This window comes from Gammaproteobacteria bacterium, assembly GCA_016705365.1.
Lineage (GTDB): Bacteria > Pseudomonadota > Gammaproteobacteria > Pseudomonadales > UBA5518 > UBA5518.
In genome coordinates this window covers 1,408,777-1,428,509 of the sequence record JADIYI010000008.1, presented here as the reverse complement: position 1 = coordinate 1,428,509, position 19,733 = coordinate 1,408,777, and the positions used below count along the sequence as shown (strand labels likewise).

General features: G+C 63.9%; 17 protein-coding genes. 14 read left to right on the top strand and 3 right to left on the bottom strand.

The window, feature by feature from the left end:
- Positions 1-5: 5 nt before the first annotated feature.
- Entirely contained in the window at positions 6-1,931 is a 1,926-nt protein-coding gene (locus IPF49_14215) for a DUF3604 domain-containing protein (GenBank protein MBK6288758.1), read from the bottom strand.
- A gap of 224 nt (positions 1,932-2,155) precedes the next feature.
- Here IPF49_14215 and IPF49_14210 point away from each other — a divergent pair, with 224 nt between their 5' ends.
- The 3 genes from IPF49_14210 (at position 2,156) to IPF49_14200 (ending at position 6,590) form a co-directional block, all read left to right on the top strand.
- The gene (locus tag IPF49_14210; GenBank protein MBK6288757.1) at positions 2,156-3,400 is read left to right on the top strand and encodes a hypothetical protein; all 1,245 of its coding nucleotides are present in this window, start codon (positions 2,156-2,158) and stop codon (positions 3,398-3,400) included.
- Entirely contained in the window at positions 3,400-4,278 is an 879-nt protein-coding gene (locus IPF49_14205; GenBank protein ID MBK6288756.1) for an SDR family NAD(P)-dependent oxidoreductase, read from the top strand. Before IPF49_14210 ends, IPF49_14205 begins: the two co-directional genes overlap by 1 nt.
- 101 nt (positions 4,279-4,379) lie before the next feature.
- Positions 4,380-6,590 (top strand): TonB-dependent receptor, encoded by a 2,211-nt coding sequence (locus IPF49_14200; GenBank protein ID MBK6288755.1) that lies wholly within the window; start codon positions 4,380-4,382, stop codon positions 6,588-6,590.
- 117 nt (positions 6,591-6,707) lie between these two features.
- Here the strand turns inward: IPF49_14200 and IPF49_14195 are convergent, their stop codons facing one another.
- Together IPF49_14195 and IPF49_14190 are read right to left on the bottom strand one after the other, a co-directional pair.
- Positions 6,708-8,042 carry an MFS transporter gene (locus tag IPF49_14195; GenBank protein ID MBK6288754.1) on the bottom strand — a complete coding sequence of 445 codons (1,335 nt, stop codon included), beginning with the start codon at positions 8,040-8,042 and terminating at the stop codon, positions 6,708-6,710.
- Between the two features lie 125 nt (positions 8,043-8,167).
- Positions 8,168-8,938, bottom strand: a complete 771-nt coding sequence (locus tag IPF49_14190; GenBank protein MBK6288753.1) for a helix-turn-helix transcriptional regulator — start codon at positions 8,936-8,938, stop codon at positions 8,168-8,170.
- A gap of 39 nt (positions 8,939-8,977) precedes the next feature.
- On the opposite strand from IPF49_14190, the gene IPF49_14185 reads away from it, so the two are divergent.
- The 11 genes from IPF49_14185 (at position 8,978) to IPF49_14135 (ending at position 19,732) form a co-directional block, all read left to right on the top strand.
- On the top strand, positions 8,978-9,157 hold the full coding sequence (locus tag IPF49_14185) for a hypothetical protein (GenBank protein ID MBK6288752.1): 180 nt from the start codon (positions 8,978-8,980) through the stop codon (positions 9,155-9,157).
- 144 nt (positions 9,158-9,301) lie between these two features.
- Entirely contained in the window at positions 9,302-11,056 is a 1,755-nt protein-coding gene (locus IPF49_14180) for a methylmalonyl-CoA mutase (protein ID MBK6288751.1), read from the top strand.
- Positions 11,057-11,058: 2 nt separating this feature from the next.
- On the top strand, positions 11,059-11,478 hold the full coding sequence (locus tag IPF49_14175; GenBank protein ID MBK6288750.1) for a cobalamin B12-binding domain-containing protein: 420 nt from the start codon (positions 11,059-11,061) through the stop codon (positions 11,476-11,478).
- Complete coding sequence (meaB, locus tag IPF49_14170; protein ID MBK6288749.1) at positions 11,475-12,440, top strand: methylmalonyl Co-A mutase-associated GTPase MeaB; 966 nt, start codon at positions 11,475-11,477, stop codon at positions 12,438-12,440. The genes IPF49_14175 and meaB overlap by 4 nt, the downstream gene beginning before the upstream one ends.
- 32 nt (positions 12,441-12,472) lie before the next feature.
- Entirely contained in the window at positions 12,473-13,633 is a 1,161-nt protein-coding gene (locus IPF49_14165) for a sulfotransferase (GenBank protein MBK6288748.1), read from the top strand.
- A gap of 71 nt (positions 13,634-13,704) precedes the next feature.
- Positions 13,705-14,325: a DOMON-like domain-containing protein gene (locus IPF49_14160; GenBank protein MBK6288747.1), complete on the top strand. Its 621-nt coding sequence runs from the start codon at positions 13,705-13,707 to the stop codon at positions 14,323-14,325.
- Positions 14,318-15,538, top strand: coding sequence for a DUF1343 domain-containing protein (locus IPF49_14155; protein MBK6288746.1), 1,221 nt, complete (start codon positions 14,318-14,320; stop codon positions 15,536-15,538). The genes IPF49_14160 and IPF49_14155 overlap by 8 nt, the downstream gene beginning before the upstream one ends.
- A 303-nt stretch (positions 15,539-15,841) precedes the next feature.
- Positions 15,842-16,411 carry a restriction endonuclease subunit S gene (locus IPF49_14150; GenBank protein MBK6288745.1) on the top strand — a complete coding sequence of 190 codons (570 nt, stop codon included), beginning with the start codon at positions 15,842-15,844 and terminating at the stop codon, positions 16,409-16,411.
- On the top strand, positions 16,408-17,967 hold the full coding sequence (locus IPF49_14145) for a type I restriction-modification system subunit M (protein ID MBK6288744.1): 1,560 nt from the start codon (positions 16,408-16,410) through the stop codon (positions 17,965-17,967). The genes IPF49_14150 and IPF49_14145 overlap by 4 nt, the downstream gene beginning before the upstream one ends.
- Positions 17,964-18,815: a DNA damage-inducible protein D gene (gene dinD / locus IPF49_14140; protein MBK6288743.1), complete on the top strand. Its 852-nt coding sequence runs from the start codon at positions 17,964-17,966 to the stop codon at positions 18,813-18,815. Before IPF49_14145 ends, dinD begins: the two co-directional genes overlap by 4 nt.
- Positions 18,812-19,732 (top strand): virulence RhuM family protein, encoded by a 921-nt coding sequence (locus tag IPF49_14135; protein MBK6288742.1) that lies wholly within the window; start codon positions 18,812-18,814, stop codon positions 19,730-19,732. Before dinD ends, IPF49_14135 begins: the two co-directional genes overlap by 4 nt.
- Position 19,733 lies beyond the last annotated feature (1 nt).

The following is a 19,733-nucleotide window of genomic DNA, read 5'->3' as shown; positions in this document are numbered from 1 at the left end:
CGATTTCAGGAACCGGGCAGCGACCCGGCGGGCGTGTACCAGATCGGGGACGACCACGCGCGTTCCTGGGTCTCGGCGGGCTGCTGCGGCGCGGTTCCGAGCTTCACGGCATCGTAGGTCGACCAGCGCGGGGTCGGGATCTCCAGCACGCGCACGTAGTAGAACGCACGCGCGGCGGGATCGAACTCCGGGTCCTGCCAGTCGGCGGCGAGCTCGGCCGCGCCGATGGTGTTGGTGTAGCTTGCGTTTGTCACATCCACGGTCGAACCCACCGGCGGCAGCTTGCCGCTCAGCGCATCGATCATGCGCTCACCGGCCCACGCCACATCAAAGATCTTCTCGTGTGCCTCGCCAGCGGCATCCAGCCAGCCCTTGATGATCTGCACCCGGTCCAGATTCGCACCCAGCGGATCCTTCGTCGCCAGCGCCGCGAAGTGCGGCGCCGCGGGCGGGCTCGATGCCGTTGGCAGGTGCGAGCCCATCGCGACGCCTGCTGCATAGGCCTGCGCGACGAAATCCGGCGCCTGCGTGAGCCCGGGTGCCAGGTCCCAGCCAGCGAAGAAACGCAGGCTGATGCGCGTGCCGGAGGTCGCAAAACTTTCCTTGCGCCGCAGCGCGTCGTAGATCGCCTCGCGCGTATTGGCATCGGCCCACACCGCCGCGAGCCCGGCGGCGCTGTACGTGGTGATGCGCCCGGCCGCCCTGGCCTCGGCGCTGCGCGCGAAGCGGTCCGCGCGCATTTGCGCGGTGCCGTCCAGCAGCGTGAGCTTGCCGTGGTAGTTGTCCTCCTCGATCGGCGACGCGGAGTTGTGAGTATCGCTGGAACCGATCACGCCGAAGTCAAAGGGATTTACACCGAGACTGGCGCCGAGCACGAGGCCGGTCTTCAGCGCGTCGCGTACATAGCTGCCCTCCGGCTTCGAGGCGCGCGGGATCTTCGCGCCCGACATCCGCGTGTTCCATATCTCGTAATTCGCGAACTCGTCCTCACTCGAGAGCAGCGGGTGCGTCTCGGACTGTCCCTTGATCTGCACGATCTCGGCTATCGGCTCGTTGAGGCTGCGCTGGCGTGCCCAGGCCGCATCCACCGGCTGGCCCCATGAATCCGTGCGCGCCCACATCATGCCGTCGCTGGCATTCGAGTTGTGCGGGATCGCCATGGCATCGATGCCCTTCGCGCGCTGCTCGTCGAGAAAGCGCCACAGGTCCTCGGGCTTGTCGGAGTCAAGGCGCGAAAAGGGCATTTCCGGTACTGCCGAACCGCGGAAGATCACGTTGCGGTGCAGGTTGATCTCGTCCGGCGTGCTGGTCCACTCATAGCCGATCAGCGTGGTGAAACGGCCCGGCTCGTTATGACGCTCGGCGGCCGCGATGACCTGCTGCCAAGCCGCGCGGTTTACCTCGGGCAGATTCAGTAGCTTGTCCAGGCTGCCATCGTGCGAAGCGTCGTCCGCGATCTGCATCAACGCCTTGAAGGCATCAACCGGATCGGAGCTGGCGAAAAGCTTCGCCAGTGGAAGCCGCGACAACGGACTCGCGGGGTTCAGGAACTCGCGCATCGAGCCCAGGTATTCCGAGTGATCGGTCACTGCCGCAAAATCCAGCGGACGTTTCAGCTGCACGTTAAAACCGGCGCCATGCGCTATCGCTTCTCCCTTGGCATAACGATAGGCATCGTCCGGTAGTGTGCGCGTGCCGGTGCTGAACGCATCCGCCGACAGCGCGGTGTGGATGTGCAGATCGCCGTAGAGCGCCTGGCGTGCCGCTGGTGCGACGGCTTGCGGTGCAATCGTTGCGGCCGTCTCCGCTATCGGTGCTGCGGCTTCGGAAACCGGCTCCGTCGGCGCGACGCTTGCGGGCGGGCTTTCCTGCCCGCAGGCTGCCAGCAACAGCGTTGCGAAATACGGCAAAACCAGTGGCAGTCCTCGCATCGTCACATCCTCGTCGTGGTAGTCGGAGGGACAATACTAACTGCGGCATCCGTTGTTGCGATGCGCGCGACAGACGCGCACGCAAAATGGCTCGATATATCGGCCATCAGGTCCCGTATATCAAGCCTCCGCAACAGCAGAGACTCGCCACCCGGGCACGCGCTACCTATCATCTCTCGGCGCGGGTCGCGGTTGCCGCAATCAAGCTGCCAGGGGAACATTCGATGCCTTTTACCCGTAATCCGATCGCCACCGCCGAGCAGGCGGAAATCGAACTCGAAGCACTGGAGATCGCGCGGCATCCGCTGGTGCAACGCACGCGCGAGGAAGTGCGTCGCTACTGGCTGGAAAAGGCACGCCCCAGTGCAGACATGCGCTCGTGTTTCGATTGGGCCTTCGACGAGGTGATGTATTGTGCGACCGTATGGTCGCTGAATCAGGATCCACAATACCCGCGGGTGGTCACGACCACACGACTGGCGCACCGGATCGGTGATCTGGCTGTTCCGGGTTCACGCTACGGCCTCGACAACCCGGACAGCATCTACCGGGTGATCCCCATCGACGGCAACGAGCGCTACCTGATCCACGGACGCGTGCCGCCACGGCGGCTCCCGGAGAATTATTTCGCATTGTGGGACGGCACCTTCAATTCCGGTGCGGTGTTCAACGGCAAGGACATCGTCACCGAAGCCGACGGCAGTTTCACGCTCACCGTCAACAGCGATCCGAGTGACGGACGGCCGAATCATATCCAGAGTACCGCGGCCTCGCGCGAGTTCTATATCCGCGACGTGATCGCCGACTGGGCTCTGGACACACCGAACATCCTCGAGATCGAGAAGCTGGGCCCGCCGACGCGGGCACCCCGCACAATCGAGGAAAAAACCACGCTCACGGCGCGCTTCATGCGCGAATACGCGGATAACACGCTGCGCTGGAACGCGCAGGCGCTCGAGCGCCCGGAAAACATCATCGATTTCACGATCGACCGCGACACCGACGGCGCCCTGCGCAACCAGTTCTACCATCTCGGTCATTTCCGCATCGCCGACGATGAGGCGCTGATCCTGACGATGCACATATCGCAGGCGGAATACTTCGTCGTGCCGATCACCAACATCTGGGGCACCACGAACGACATCATCCATCGCACCGCGAGCCTGAACAAGGCGCAGTCCGTGCCGAATCGCGACGGCACCTATACCTTCGTCATCTCCATGCAGGACCCGGGCGCGTACAACTGGGTCGATCCCTGCGATCTGCACGAAGGGATCATCACGGCTCGCTGGGCGGAATTCCCGGGAGGTCGACCCGCCGGGCGCGTCGCGGCGGAAACCAGGCTCGTGAAACTCGATGAACTGGAAGGGGCTTTGCCTGCCGCAACACGTTCGGTGACCGCAGAGGAACGCAAGCTGCAGCTTGCCGAGCGAGCGCGCGGCTATCTGCGCCGCCTCGCGGACGGTTGATGCCGACCGTGCACGCATCCGCGGAGCAAGCCGTGGCGAATTCCCCGGTCTGGCTGATCACCGGCTGCTCCAGCGGTCTCGGTCGGCATATCGCGCGGGCTGCGCTGGCGCGCGGCATGCGTGTCGTGGTGACGGCGCGCGATGTGCACCAACTCGACGATTTTGTGCACGATTATCCGGCTAATGCACTGGCGCTCGAACTGGACGTAACCGATGCGCGGCAGATTGCCCAGGTGGTCGCCGAATCCGAGCACCGGTGCGGGGGCATCGACGTACTGGTGAACAATGCCGGCTACGGATATCTCGCCGCCATCGAAGAGGGCGAGGAGCACGAGGTGCGCAGCCTGTTCGAGACGAATTTCTTCGGTGCGTTGAACATGTGCAGGGCGGTACTGCCGGGCATGCGCGCACGTGGACGCGGGCGCGTGATCAACATGTCCTCGCAGGCCGGGCTGATGGCGAACGCCGGCACCGGTTACTACAGTTGCAGCAAGTATGCGCTGGAAGCCCTGAGCGAGGCGCTGGGCAAGGAGCTGAAACCTTTCGGGATACACGTGACCGCGGTCGCGCCGGGGCCGTTCCGCACCGATTGGGCGGGGCGCTCGCTGCGCCAGACCACCGCTCCGCTCACGGCCTATATGGCAACGGTGGGTGAGCGGCGCGAATTCGTGGCGCGGACAGACGGCACCCAGCCGGGCGACCCCGCGCGCGCCGCCGAGGCCGTGCTCGCTCTCGCGGCGAGTGAAGATCCACCGGCGCAACTGCTGCTCGGACGCATGGTGCTCGAGAGTTACCGCGCCAAGCTGCTGCAGGTGAACGCCATGCTGGATGCGTGGGAGAGCGTGACGCTCGGTGCGGATTTTCCCCCGGATTCCTGAACCGCGCGTTGTTATCGCTGTGCCGCTCAGCCGGGGAGCGACAAACTTCGCGGCAAGCCGGACCTGAATCGACAATTGAAAAACCGAAGGAGACTGCACGCATGAAAAAACGATCCATCCTCACATCCTCCATGTTCGCGGCGGCTTCGTTATCGCTGCTCGCGCCCGCACTGCCTTCAGCAGCGCTGGCGCAATCGGCCGGGCTGGAGGAAATCGTGGTGACGGCACAGAAGCGCGAGGAGTCGCTGCAGGATACACCGATCTCCATTGTGGCCCTGGGCCCCGCGCAACTCGAGAATCTCGGCATCAGCGATATCAATGACCTGGGCAGCAATATTCCAAACCTGCAGATAACGCCTCATTCCAACAGCGGCGCCATACCACGCATCTTCATCCGCGGAGTCGGCAATTTCGATGATCAGATCACCCAGGATCCCAGTGTTGCGGTATACATGGATGGCGTTTACGTCGGACGCAACCAGGGGATGGGCGTGGAAGTCGCCGATATCGAGCGCATCGAGGTGTTGCGTGGCCCACAGGGCATCCTCTATGGACGCAACGCGACCGGCGGCGCAATCAACTTCATTACCAGGGCGCCGGAACTCGAACAGTGGGGCTTCAGCCAGCAACTGACCTTTGGCCGCCGCGACGAGTTTCGTTCACGCACCATGCTCAACGTTCCGGTGGGCGACACCTTTGCGGCACGGCTGTTCTACCTGGACTCCAGCAAAGATGGTTTCGTCAGGAATACGGCCAACGGTGAGGATACCTACGGAGGCGAGGACCGGGATGCGCAGCGCATCGACCTGCTTTTCAGGCCCAATGACGCTGTCGATATTCGCTATGCATTCGATCGCTCGAAGCTCGAGGACTCCCCCTTCTACCTGGCGGGAACGACTCCGGGTGTCGCACCGCAAAGGCCCAGCACCAGCCATGATGGCAATCAGCTGATCAAACCGAGTGATATAACGACGATGGGCCACCAGGTCACCATCAACTGGCAGTTGCACGACGGGCTCACACTGCGCTCCATCACCGCTTACCGTGACCTCGACAGCTACGTCTATCAGGATTACCTGTCCGGTACCGGCCGACCCAACACGCCGTTATTCATCGACAACGATGTCGACCAGGACCAGTGGAGCCAGGAACTGCAGCTGCTGGGTAGCGCGCTGGACGGACGCCTCGAATACCTACTGGGAGCGTATTATTTCGAGGAGCAGGGCGACGGCCAGATCTCCACCTGGCTGCCGAATTTCGGTATCCGCCAGTACTCCGACACCGACACGGAAAACAAGGCGGCAGCGGTATTTGGCCAGGGCACCTACACACCGGTTCAGCTCGACCAGCGCCTGCATATCACGCTCGGTGCACGCTGGTCCAAGGACGACCGCCAGGCAGAATTGGAGCGCTACAACCAGCTGCTGGTATTCAACAACCCCGGTGATTTCACCGATGTCAGCCCGGGCTTCATCCTGCCGGCCAGTGTCCAGAACGGTGCAGGTGATCAGGATTTCGACCACGTCAGCCCGGCGCTGACGGTGACCTGGGATCTGAACGACAGCGCCAATATCTACGCCAAGGTGGTCGAGGGCTACAAGACCGGCGGCTTCAACATCCGCGCATCGACCATCGCCTTCTTCGAGAACGGCTTTGACCCGGAGACGCTGATTTCATATGAGGCGGGCATCAAGTCCCAGTGGCTCGACAACCGCCTGCGCGCCAATCTCGCGGTATTCCGGGCCGAGTACGATGATATCCAGATCAACGCCCAGTCCGACATCAGCGATCCCAGCAAGTCGGATGTACTGAACGCCGGAAAGGCCACCATCAATGGCGCCGAGCTGGAGTTGAGCGCCATGGTCGCCGAGGGGCTGGTGCTGTCATTGCAGTACGGCTATCTCGATGCCGGCTACGACAAGATCATCGACGGGTTGGGACAAAACGTGACCAACAATTTCGCCTTCATAAACGCACCGGAAAACAGCTACACACTCGATGCGACCTACGATATTGCAAGAACCTGCATCGGGCAGCTCATCGCCAACCTGAACTACACGTGGCAGGATGACAAATACAGCTCGGTCTCAACCAACTTCGGTGAATATACGATCGACGATTATGGCCTGCTCAACGCGCGACTCACGCTCGATGAGATTCCCGGGCTCAGTAAAGGCTACGTGAAGGCAGCGATCTGGGGCAAAAACATCACCGATGAGGAGTACTCTTTCATCAATGCTCCCGGCTTTGGCACCTATCGGGCGTGGGGCGAACCGCGCAGTTACGGCCTGGATCTGACCTATCAATTCTGACAGGCATGGGCGGGGACGATCCCCCGCCTTTTTCCCAGCCGCGGAGGTACCTGCCGTGTGGCGCCATCGCGCAGCGGCGACGGCATGTGCAACAACGCTTCGGCGTGTAACGGCCGCTCACTGCGCCGGGGCAACATGCATGCGTGCCCGGGAAAATGGCCGGGCGGCGCTCGCGATGGCGATCAGCGCCAGGGGCGCCAGCAGCACCGCAACCAATGCCAGCGCTGGACCGAGCGTGTTGCTTCCGGCAAAAACCAGCGTGCTCGCCGCGGCGACCAGCGGAGCACCGAGTCCGTAGCCCAACAAGTTCACGCACAGCAGGAATACCGCTGAAACCTGTGCCCGGATCCCGGGGGGTGTTATCAGCTGCAGAGCGGAAACCGATACCCCGGCCAGCGATTGCACCGCGAATATGGCCAGCGATACCCAGGCAAGCGCCGCGGTCGCGGAGGCGGCTGCGCCTGCCAGCGCATAGGCCACGCCCGCGGTGGCGACCGCCGCCGCGATGAACCGACAATAGGCCCGCTGCCCGATGCGCGCCTGCAGCCAGCTCACGCACCAGCCCCCGGCCAGAACACCTGCCGTTGCAAACACGGCGAAGCGGGCACCGAAATGCCAGCCGGCCTGCTCGACGTCGAGTCCGTGCGTGCGCATCAGCAATGCCGGGAACCACATCAGGAAGCCCGAACTCAGCGCGGTGGTCAACGTGATGCATGCGGTGAGACCGCCGTACATCCGCAGCTGTACCCGCATATGCGCGAAAGCCGCGCCGATATGCGCCCGCCAATGCGTCTGCGGCACTGCCCCCGAACGCGGCGGCTCACGCAGCAGCAGCATGAGCGCCGCGAGCGCGAAGCCCGGGATACCCGCGACAAGGAAAGCCATTTGCCACGGTTTGAACGCGGTACTCCAGCCGGTACCCAGCTCCTCGAGATGTGCCAGCGCGGCGAGCAGTTTTCCGCCCGCAAGCAGAGCAAATCCGCTGCCGAGCGTACTGCCGGCCGAGAATACGGCCATTGCGATCGGGAGGCGGCGCCGGTCGAAGCTGTCGGCCAGCAACGAATAGGCGGCGGGCGCGAGCGTTGCCTCGCCGACGCCAACGCCGATACGACACAGGAACAGCGCGGCAAAGCTCTGCGCCAGGCCGCACAGGCATGTCGCCGCAGACCAGCCCGCGACGCCTGCGGCGATGATCCGTGTGCGGCTGAACCGATCGGCCGCGATCGCAATCGGCAAGCCTGCGAGCGCAAAGAAAACCCCGAAACCGAGCCCGTGCAGCAGCGAAAACTGCAGGTCACCGAGGCCGAGATCGCGCTTGATCGGATCGACCATCAGCGCTATCAGTTGACGGTCGAGGAAGGACAGCATGTAGGCGAAGAACAGCAGCAGGACGAGCAGTGCACCACGAGCAGGGCTTGTTGCATGGCGCGGTTCGATCGTTGACAGATTCAAAGGTGGAGCCTCGCTGGCGGGTGCGTCATGGCTTTGGTCAGACGCCACATCGGCGACGGCATTTCGATTCGAACCGGATTTTCATCCAGCGCTGCCCACGCATGCAATAGCGCGGGCGCGGGTGCTCAATCCGACGTCGCGTCAACGGGAGCCGCATTGAAAGACGCGCGAATGGCCGTCATGTCGAGCGGGCGCATCAGGAACAGCGCGCCGTGCCAAGCAAGATCCCCGGCGACCGCGCGCTGGTCGGCATCCGCGATGCGATGCAGCTCGCGGCGGAAGCTTTCGTACAGCTGGTGCACCTGCGCGACGCCGTGGCCCGAGAGGCGGAAGAAATCCGGCATGTAGAGCGTGTCGGCGTCGCGCATCGAAATATCGACGAAGCGCTTGCGGATCTCGAAATGGCGCGCCAGCGGCCCGCTCTTGCGCCAGGAGATGTCACGCGCGGCCAGCACCCGCACCCGAGAATCCGGAAATACGCGGATCAGCGCAAGACGCGCGAGGCGCTGGAGCATCGCGGCGAGGTCCGCGCTCGATATGCCAAGCTCCAGTGCGCATTCGTCCGCGCCGCGCCCGTTCAGCAGCGAAAAGAACAGAAAGAACAGGCGCGGGTCGCGTGCCAGCACCTGTTCCTGATGCGGCGTGAACCGGGTGATCCTGTCGGGTAACTCGCTCGCGGCGAGCTCGACCAGTTCCGCGAGCGAGATCCCGGCCAGTTCGCACAGGTCTTCGAGCCGCTGGGCGTCCAGCCCATCGCCCGCGAGCCAGCGCTTCACCGTCGAGAAGCCCACACCGAGGTGCGCCGCGAGATCCCGCTGACGCAGCCCGCTGGCGCGCAACTGTACCTTCAGTGCGCGGAGCAGGCCGGGCAACTGGCGTTCGCTGCTTCCTTTCATTTGCATTCTCTCGCTGCGGGTAGCCGACACGGACCTACAATGGCCCGAAATATCGGCTATCAAGTCCCGTATATCAAGCCTTCGCGGCAGGAGCTGCTCGCCACCCGGGCAAGCGCTACCTATCATCGTTTGTCCCCGGTTGCAGTTGCGGCAATCGAACCGGCGGCAGTGCTCGATGTCTTTTGGATGGTCGCGCTGCAGGTGCACAAGAACTTCTGATGGGTGGCGCATGTCCGAGGGGTGAGGCAGTCTGGCTGGCTCGCCCCTTTTTTCGCCGGGCGGATGAGCGGGCATCCCCGATGGCACTGGCGCAACAACGCTCGATGGCTATGATGGCAATGCACGTATTCGGGAGGAATTGACATGGGCAGAATCGAACAAGCCGCGGCGATCGACTTGAAGACGGCCGCGGACGAATCGGATAGCGAGCGGATCGCGGCGTTGCGGGAGCAGGAAGCGCGCTGGCAATCGGATACGCGCGCTCCTGTCGTCGGCGCACAGGGCGAGCGCAAGGACTCCTTCCGTACCCAGACCATGGACTGGGAGATCAAGCCACTGTATACACCGCTCGATCTCGCCGAAAGCGGCTTCGATTACGCCACGGATGCGGGCTTCCCCGGCGAATATCCGTTCACGCGCGGCGTGGATGCCAACGGCAACCGCTCGCGCTTGTGGACCATGGCGCAGGTCACCGGCTTTGGCAAGGGCATGGCATGGGCCAAGCGCGCGCGCTACATGCTCGACCAGGGCCTGCAGGGGCTCATCCTCGAATACGACCTGCCGACCACCAACGGCTACGACAGCGACAACCCCCTGGTGGCCGGCGAGGTGGGCCGTGCCGGCATGGCGCTCGACAGCCTGGAAGATCTCGAAGAGGCCTTCGACCTCCCCTTCGACAAGCTGAAGTACCTGATGAGCGTATGCAATGCGCCGCAGCCGGTGAACCTCGCGATGATCATCGCGGCACTGGAGAAGAAGGGAGTAGACCCGCGCCAGCTCGCGCTGCACATCGTCAACGGCATCCTGATCGAGTACACCTGCGTCGGGCGCTACATCTACCCGCCCACCCATGGATTGCGTATCGCCACCGACTGCTTCGAGTACATCGTGCGCCACCATCCGCACTGGCAGCCGATCTCGATCATTGCCGCGCAGCTGCAACCGGCACGCGCAAACGTGGTGCAGGAGCTCGCATTCTCGGTCACGATCGCGATGGCCTATATCGACGCTATGCTCGCGCGCGGCTTCGACATCGACACGGTGGCGCCGTATTTCCATTTCGTGATCAACGTCGACATGGATTTCTTCGAAGGCATCTGCAAGCTGCGTGCCTTCCGCAAGGTGTGGGCACGGCTGATGAAGGAGCGTTACGGCGCGACGCGCCCCGAGGCGATGAAGCTGCGCGTGATGACATCCCCCAGTACCAGCTCGCTGACACTGCAACAACCGATGAACAACATCGGACGGCTCGCGATCATGGCGACCGCATGCGCGCTGGCCGGTGCCGGCGAAACCATGACCACGCCGCTGCACGACGAAGCGCACGCATTGCCCGCGGAGGAAGCGATCCGCGTCGGTGCCGCGATCCAGCACCTGGTCGCGCACGAGACCGGCGTGGCCGACACCATCGACCCGCTGGCCGGCTCGTACTACGTCGAGTCGCTGACCAAGCGCATCGAGGAGGAGTCTTTTGCCGAGATCGACAGGATCGTGAACATGGGCGGCGCGCTGCAGGCGATCGAGCAGGGCTATTTCCAGCGTGAACTGGGCAACGAGCAGTACCGTCGCCAGCGCGAGATGGAGGAAGGCAAGCGCAAGCTGGTCGGCGTGAACCACCTGGTGGTGCCCGAACCGAAGCGCGAGCTCGAGATCTGGCGCCTCGACGACGAGATGGAGACGCAGCAGGTGCAGAAACTTCAGGCGCTGCGCGCGCGACGCGACAACGTCGCGGTACGGGCCGCACTGGAAAAAGTGCGCGAAGCCGCGCGCTCGGGCACCAACCTGGTCGAGCCCTGCCTTGCGGCGGTCAGGCTCTACGCCACCCACGGTGAACTCTGCGATGCGATGCGCGAGGTGTTCGGCATGCATCATCCCGACAGCCAGACGGCGGGAGTGTGAGCATGGCGCAGGCTCCCATCCGCGTGCTGCTGGCCAAGCTCGGTCTCGATACCCATACCGTCGGCGTCACCGTGATCGCGCACGCGCTGCGCGACGCCGGCATGGAAGTGATCTTCACGGGACTCAAGCAGACCCCGGAGATGGTTGCAAACACCGCGATCCAGGAAGACGTCGACGTGGTCGGCATCTCCTCGCTCTCCGCCGGACATATGCGCAATATCCCGCTTCTGGCCCGGCTGCTGCGCGAGAAGGCCGGCGGCGACAAGCTGCTGATCGTGGGAGGGGTCATTCCCGAAGAGGACCAGGCGGCGCTGCGCGAGGCGGGCGTCGCGCGCGTCTTCACGATGGGCGCCGACACGCGCGAGATCATCGACTACCTCAACGAGTGGCATGGCGCGCAGGATCGCGACGCACACTCATGAGCACGGATGTGGTATCCGCGGTGCTGGCGGGTCAGGTGGCCGCGGGCGCGCGGCTGATCCGCTGGCTCGAGGACGCTGACCCGCGCGGGCGCGCCGCGCTCGCCGGGATATATCCGCATACCGGTCGCGCGCATCTCGTGGGTATCACCGGCCCCGGCGGAGTCGGCAAATCGACGCTGGTCGACATGCTGATCACGGAACAGCGCCAGCGCGGCCGGCGCGTCGGCGTGGTCGCGGTCGACCCCTCCAGCCCCTTCACCGGGGGTGCGATTCTCGGGGACCGCGTGCGGATGCAGCGCCATGCCGCCGATGAGGGTGTGTTCATCCGCTCGATGGGTACCCGCGGGCAGCTCGGTGGTCTGGCGCGCGCCAGCTACGACGCGATGCTGGTGCTGGACGCCATGGGCTACGAGGTGATCTTCGTCGAGACCGTGGGCGTGGGGCAGGACGAGATCGAGATCGTCGCGCTGGCGCACTCCACGATCATCGTCTCCGCCCCGGGGCTCGGTGACGAGATCCAGGCGATCAAGGCCGGTCTGATGGAAGCGGGCGATCTGTTCGTGCTGAACAAGGCCGATCGCGAGGGCGCGTTGCAGACGCTGCGTCAGCTCGAGATGGCGCTGCACCTGCGCGAGCATGCCGCACCCGTCGATGCCTGGAAGCCGCCGGTGCTGCAGGCGGTAGCGACCCGCGGCGAAGGCGGCGCGGGAATCGTCGACGTACTCGACCGGCATGCGGAGTTCCTGCGCGCAAGTGGCGCCTTCGAGACCCGGCGCGCGCACCGCGCTCACGAGGTGTTCGTGAAATTGCTGCGCGACGCGGCCACCAGGAAGATTCTCGAGACCGCGCTCGCGCGCCCGGACGCGGCCGCCGTACTGGCCGACGTCGCGGCCTGCCGCCTCGATCCGCATGCCGCCGCCGATCTATTGTGCGCACGGCTCAGCCTCGAGCCGGCGCATTGAGTTTACTGTCACTGAAAGAACACGATACGAATATGGACCTGCAAACAGAGCTTTTGATTTCCGAGGCGCGCAGGCGCACGGGACTCGATGACTTCGGCGATCCGTGGTTCCGCGAACCGCTCGAGGTACTGCTGCGTTCGATGCGCGAGGAAGCCGCGCTGAACGCCACTGGACGACAAATCCAGGGTGAGCGCATCCTGACGGGGCTGGTGAACCGCTTGCGTATCCGCGACTTCGTGAACCGCAACCCCGGCATCCGCGACGAGCCGGTCGATGTGGGTTGCGTGATCGTGGGTCTCGGTCGCAGCGGCTCGACGCTGCTGCAGCGTCTGCTCGCCGCGGCCGAGGGAGCCACCGCGGTGTACTGGTGGGAAACGCTCAACCCGGTGCCGCTGCCCGGCGAGGTTCCCGGTCAGGCGGAACAACGACGCGAGATCGCGCGCGCCGCGGTGGCGGCGATGCTCGAGGCCGCACCGGATCTGCTGTCGATCCATCCGATGGACGCGTTCGCCGCCGACGAGGAAGTGATGCTGCTCGAGCAGAGCTTCGTGTCATCGGCGCCCGAAAGCTTCATGAATGTGCCCTCCTATGCGCGCTGGATGGAACAGGCCGACCAGGGGCCTGCGTACCGCGAACTGCGGGAGGTGCTGCAGGCACTGACGTTGCAGGATTCGTCGCGGCGGCAGAAGAAATGGATCCTGAAAACGCCGCAGCATCTGAGCGCACTGCCCGCGCTGACCGAAGTGTTTCCCGAGGCCAGCATCGTGATGCCGCACCGCGATCCGGTGCAGACCGTCGTGTCGTGGTGCAGCCTGGTCGACACGCTGTCCGCACCCAATACCGATCGGCTCGATCGCCGGTGCATCGGTGCCCACTGGAGCCGGCGCCTCGCGCGCAATCTCGCCGATTTCATGGCCACGCGCGATCGTCTCGGCGAACGGCGCTTCATCGACATCCGTTACGCGGAACTCCGGAGTGACCCGGTCGCGGTGGGCATGCGGGTGCTGGCCGTCATCGGATTGGCCGCGGATTCGGCCAACCAGGCACGCCTCGCGGCGTGGATGGCCGCGAATTCCCGGGATACGCGACCGATGCACGTCTATGCGGCGGATGAATTCGGATTGAGCGAAGCTGAGTTGCGGGAGCAATTCGTGGCCTACCGCGCGCGTCATATGCATGAGGATGCGCACTAGCGTCTGTCCGCAATCGCGCCGGGCTGGCGGGCGAGAAGCTAAACTGCCGGCTGGGCTTCGAGGATATGCGGTTGAACGCAATGACGATCATCGATTCACCCTGCGTTGCCAGGCTCCATGCATTCACACCATCCTCCGGCACGGGGCGCGACGAGGCGCACCGGATGGCGGTACGCGAACTCAGCGCCAGCGTACGCTGGCTGGCCGACGGCTCCATCGCGATCCGCTACCGCCTGGCAGCGGATCTGTGGCGCGTGGTGATTCCGCAACCGCGCGGCGGGTGCGCAGCCGACGGATTGTGGCAGCACACCTGCTTCGAGGCCTTTGTCGCGACACCAGGCGAGGCGGCTTATCACGAGTTCAATTTCTCGCCGTCCGGGCAATGGGCGGTGTACGCGTTCAGCGCCTGGCGCGAGCGCGATGCCGGCTTCGTCGCCACGACGGCACCGCTGCTGCACATCGAGCGATCGGTGCAGGAACTGGGGCTCGAAGCCGTGCTGCCGGCAGCGCTGCTGCCCTCGGGCGGCGCCGGCGGCAAACTGTGCATCGGGCTTTGCGCCGTGATCGAGCACGCCGATGGCGAGCTGGAGCATTGGGCGTTGCACCACCCCGCGCCGCAGCCCGATTTTCATCATCGCGGCGGGTTCGTGCTCGAACTCGCGCCGCCAAAGGCGGAGAACACCCATGACTGATCCGATCCGCTTCGGACTCGACCGGCTGCTGGAGGATGCGGCCCTGCGTCGCCCGCTGGCCGGCAAGCGCATCGCGCTGCTGGCCCATCCGGCCTCGGTGACACGCGAGCTCGAACACTCGCTCGATGCGCTGGCCGCGCTGCCCGATCTGCGGCTGGCGGCAGCTTTCGGGCCACAGCACGGTTTGCGCGGCGACAAGCAGGACAACATGGTCGAGTCGACCGATTTCATCGATCCGCTGCATCGCATCCCGGTGTTCAGCCTGTATGGCGAAGTGCGCCGGCCCACCACGGCGATGATGGATCACTTCGACCTGATCCTGATCGATCTGCAGGATCTGGGTTGTCGCATCTACACCTTCATCACCACGCTGCGCTACGTGCTGGAAGAGGCGGCGCGACACCGCAAGACGGTATGGGTGCTGGATCGCCCGAACCCCGCCGGGCGCCCGGTCGAGGGAACCTTGCTGCGCGCGGGCTGGGAGAGTTTCGTCGGCGCCGGTCCGCTGCCGATGCGCCACGGCCTGACGATGGGCGAGCTGGCGCGCTGCTTTGTCGCGACACTCGCTCTCGATGTCGAATGCAAGATCATCACGATGCAGGGCTGGCAGCCCGACACCGGGCCCGGCTACGGATGGCCGCTCGGCGAGCGCAGCTGGGTGAACCCGAGCCCGAACGCGCCGAACCTGTCGATGGCACGCGCCTATGCCGGTACCGTGATGCTGGAGGGCACCACGCTCTCGGAGGGTCGCGGCACCACCCGCCCGCTGGAGTTGTTCGGCGCGCCGGACATCGATGCGCGGGCGCTGATCCGCGCGATGCAAGCGCTTGCGCCCGGCTGGCTGCACGGTTGCAGGCTGCGCGAGTGCTGGTTCGAGCCGACCTTCCACAAGCACGCCGGACAGCTGTGTAACGGCGTGCAGATCCACGTCGAGGATCCGCTGCACTACGATCACGCGGCGTTTCGTCCATGGCGCGTGCAGGCGCTGGCATTCAAAGCCTTGCGAAGCCTGCGTCCCGACTATCCGCTGTGGCGCGATTTTCCCTACGAGTACGAGAGCGGACGCCTTGCGATCGACCTGATCAACGGCAGCACGCTGCTGCGCGAATGGGTCGACGATGCCGCGGCCACGCCGGCCGATCTCGACTCCATGGCAGAGCCCGACGAGAACACCTGGCGCGAGCAGCGACGGGAGTGGATGCTCTACGACTGAGGGGCATGATGTCCGCCTGATTTGCAAGTGCTTGGCGCCGACCGTATGTCAGAAACACTTAGCTGGGCGCGTAGCGCGGCATTCGTCTAGTAAGCCATACCCCCCACAACAGGTAGAGACCTACCCAATTTGGGCAGCGCTGACTCCGATGTGCTTGGAAGGCGAGTTAGTCATCATTGCGCGAACGATTTCCTCTTTCTTGTTTTATATTTAGTAGAAACGCCTTTACTGCATATTTACAGCGCGTAATTTCAGCGCTAATATGCCGCTTTCATCTTATGTCGTAACGACGTTTTTGCAGATATGCACCTAGGAAGACTAGCGGAAGTACAGATGGGATACCCCTTCCGGGCGCGCCTCGAGCACGACCCACAGGGCGATGTCACGGTGATCCAGATGAAGGACATCGACGACGCCAATCTGCTGCATGCCGAGGATGCCATCAGGGTGGCGCTGCCCAAGGGCAAGACCCACCACCTGCTGCGCGCGGGCGATCTACTCTTTCGCTCGCGCGGCCGCAGCAATGGCGCGGCACTGGTGCTGGACGGGATCGCTTCGGCGGTGCTCACGGCGCCGATGCTGCTGATCCGGCCCCACGGCGTGCTGCCCGAGTATCTGTGCTGGTACATCAACGCACCGGCCACCCAGGCCCAACTGGGAGCGCTGGCCGAGGGCACCTCGGTACGGATGATCAGCGCCGAAGCCCTCAAGGTGCTGGACGTGCCGCTGCCCGCACTGGCCGCGCAGCGAAGCATCGTGCAGGCCGCCGCCTTGGCCGAACAGGAACAATCGCTGCTGGCACAGATCGCCGCCCTGCGCCAACGCGTGACCACCCACCTTCTGATGAAGATTGCCCACGAGACCACCCCATGACCGACCAGCTCACCCAACAAGACGTCAACAACACGGCCTGGGCCGCCTGCGACACATTTCGCGGCGTCATCGATCCGGCGCAGTACAAGGACTACATCCTGGTGATGCTGTTCCTGAAATACATAAGCGACCAGTGGGCCGACCACTATGCCGAGTACCAGAAGGAGTACGGCAACAACGAAGAGCGCATCCGCCGCAAGCTGGAGCGCGAGCGCTTCACCCTGCCCTACGTCGAGTTCAAGGACGAGAAAACCGGCGAAATCACCGACCGCTTTCTGGCCGACTTCCACGCTCTGTACGAGCGGCGCAAGGCGGCCAACCTGGGCGAGCTGATCAACATCGTGCTCGACCACATCGAGGAGGCCAACAAGGCCAAGCTCGAAGGCGTGTTCCGCAATATCGACTTCAACTCAGAAGCCAATCTAGGCAAAACCAAGGACCGCAACCGCCGCCTGGAAAACCTGCTGGGTGATTTCGCCAAGCTGGACCTGCGCCCGTCGCGCGTCTCCGAAGACGTAATCGGCGACACCTATATCTACCTGATCGAGCGCTTCGCCTCCGACGCCGGCAAGAAGGCCGGCGAGTTCTACACACCCAAGCAGGTGTCGAAGCTGCTGGCGCAACTGGCGACTCCCAAGCCCGGCGACCGCATCTGCGACCCCACCTGCGGCGCCGGCGGTCTGCTGATCGAAGCCGCCGCGCTGGTCGAGGCGCAAGGCAGCCGCGATTTCGCCCTGTTCGGCCAGGAGGTCAACGGCAGCACCTGGGCACTGGCGCGCATGAACATGTTCCTGCACGGCAAGGATGCCGCGCGCATCGAATGGGGCGACACCCTCAACAGCCCGGCGCTGGTGGAGGCCGATCGCCTGATGCGCTTCAACGTAGTGGTGGCCAATCCGCCCTTCAGGCTCGACAAATGGGGTGCCAGTGAAGCCCAAGCGGATCGCTACAACCGCTTCTGGCGCGGCCTGCCACCCAAGTCCAAAGGTGACTACGCCTTCGTCACCCACATGATCGAAACCGCGCTGCCGCAGGAAGGCCGCGTGGCCGTAGTGGTACCGCACGGCGTGCTGTTCCGGGGCGGTGCCGAGGGCCGCATCCGCCGCGCCCTGATCGAGGAGAACCTGCTCGATGCCGTCATCGGCCTGCCGGGCAACCTGTTCCCCACCACCTCGATCCCGGTCGCCATCTTGGTGTTCGACCGCGCCCGCGAAAAGGGTGGCGCCCGCGAGGCCTGCCAGGAGGTGCTGTTCATCGACGCCAGCCGCGACTACCAGAGCGGCAAGAACCAGAACGTCCTGCTCGACGAGCACAGGGCCAGGGTGCTGACCACCTTCCGCGCCCGTCAGCCGATGGACAAGTACGCCCACGTCGCGGGCCTGCAGGAGATTGCCGATAACGACTTCAACCTCAACATCCCGCGCTATGTGGATACCTTCGAGGAAGAGGAAGAGATCGATGTCGCCGCCGTGGAGCTGGAGATCGAACGCCTAGAGGGAGAGCTGGTAGAGGTGCGCACGCGTATGAAGCAATACTTGAAGGAGCTGGGCGTATGAAAAAAACCGGCAAACCCATCGTCGACCAGCACCACCAGACCTTCGAGAGCATCCGCCAGTTCGATGCCGACGGCAACGAATACTGGATGGCGCGCCAGCTTGCCCGCGTGCTGGAGTACTCGGAATACCGCCACTTCCTGCCGGTAATCGAACGGGCCAAGGAAGCCTGCCGCAACAGCGGCCACCCCGAGGCCGACCATTTCGAGGATGTCCTCGGTATGGTCGAAATCGGCTCGGGCGCCAAACGCCAGGTGACCGACATCCGCCTGCCCCGCTACGCCTGCTACCTGATCGTGCAGAACGGCGATCCGGCCAAGCCGGTCATCGCCAACGGCCAGACCTACTTCGCCCTGCAGACCCGCCGCCAGGAGCTGCGCGATAACGAGACTTTCGCCCGACTCAGCGAGGACGACAAGCGTCTGGCTATCCGCAACGAGCTGGCCACCCACAACAAGCACCTGGCGGCCGCTGCCAAGGATGCCGGTGTGGAAACGCCGCTGGACTACGCCATCTTCCAGGATCACGGGTACAAGGGTCTGTATGGCGGGCGCGGTGCCAAGGACATTCATTCCGCCAAGGGCCTCAAGAAGAGCCAGAAAATCCTCGACCACATGGGCAGTACGGAGCTGGCCGCCAACCTGTTCCGCGCCACCCAGACAGAGGAGAAGTTGCGTCGGGACCATGTGCGCGGCAAGCAGAAGGCCAATCAGACCCACTTCGAGGTTGGTCAGAAGGTGCGCCAGACCATTGCCGACTTGGGTGGCACCATGCCCGAGTTTCTGCCCACGCCCGAGGCCAGCATCCAGCAGATCGAAAAGAGCAAGAAGAAGCTGGAGAAGAAAAAGTGAGCGGCGGCGAACTGATCCTCTACACCGCAGAGGATGGCAGCGCCGTCATTCAGCTGCGTGCCGAGGGCGGCAGCGTCTGGCTGACCCAGCTGGAAATGGCAACCCTGTTTGATACCTCAAAGCAGAACATCAGCCTGCACATCAAGAACATCCTGGCCGAGGGTGAGCTGTCAGCGGCAGTCGTCAAGGAATACTTGACAACTGCCAGTGACGGGAAGAGCTACAAAACAAAGGCTTACAGCCTCGACATGATCCTGGCCGTCGGCTACCGGGTGCGCTCCCCGCGCGGCACCCAGTTCCGTCAGTGGGCCACCATCTTTTCGGACAGCGGGTTGCAGCCGCAAAGCTACCTGGACCGTCTGCGTCGTTTTACAGAGATCAAGTACGCCCGCTCCGAAGTGGCGCAATCGCACCCAACTGTAGTGCTGGAACTCAACCATATTCGCTTCGAGCTGGTGCCCGCCGTGCGGAACTGGTTCAGCGACCTGCAGATCCCAGGCAAAGGCTCCGGTTATCAGAGTTGGCAGGATACCGACCCGAACGGTTTCAACCAGACACTGAGCAGCGCGAATCAGGCCAACGGCAATCTCATCAAGCCGCTGATCCGAGCCATGAAATACTGGAACGCCACGGCGAAGTACCCATTCGAGTCCTATGCACTGGAACAACATATTGCTGGCCAGGGATATGGCTTTTTTGGGTTGCTTGCCTCTCGTCAATTGGCAGACTACTTCATTCAGGCCGCTAACTCCTTAATGGCCGACTGGTCAGCACCGCAATGGAAGCAGGATGCAGTAAGCCGCCTGAAACAGCTCGCATCGCTTGCGCAGTCCCAAGAACGTTCTGGTAATTCCATTCAGGCGGAAGCCACGATCAATCGCCTACTGCCGCCCGTTGGCGGCATGCTGGGGATTTGAG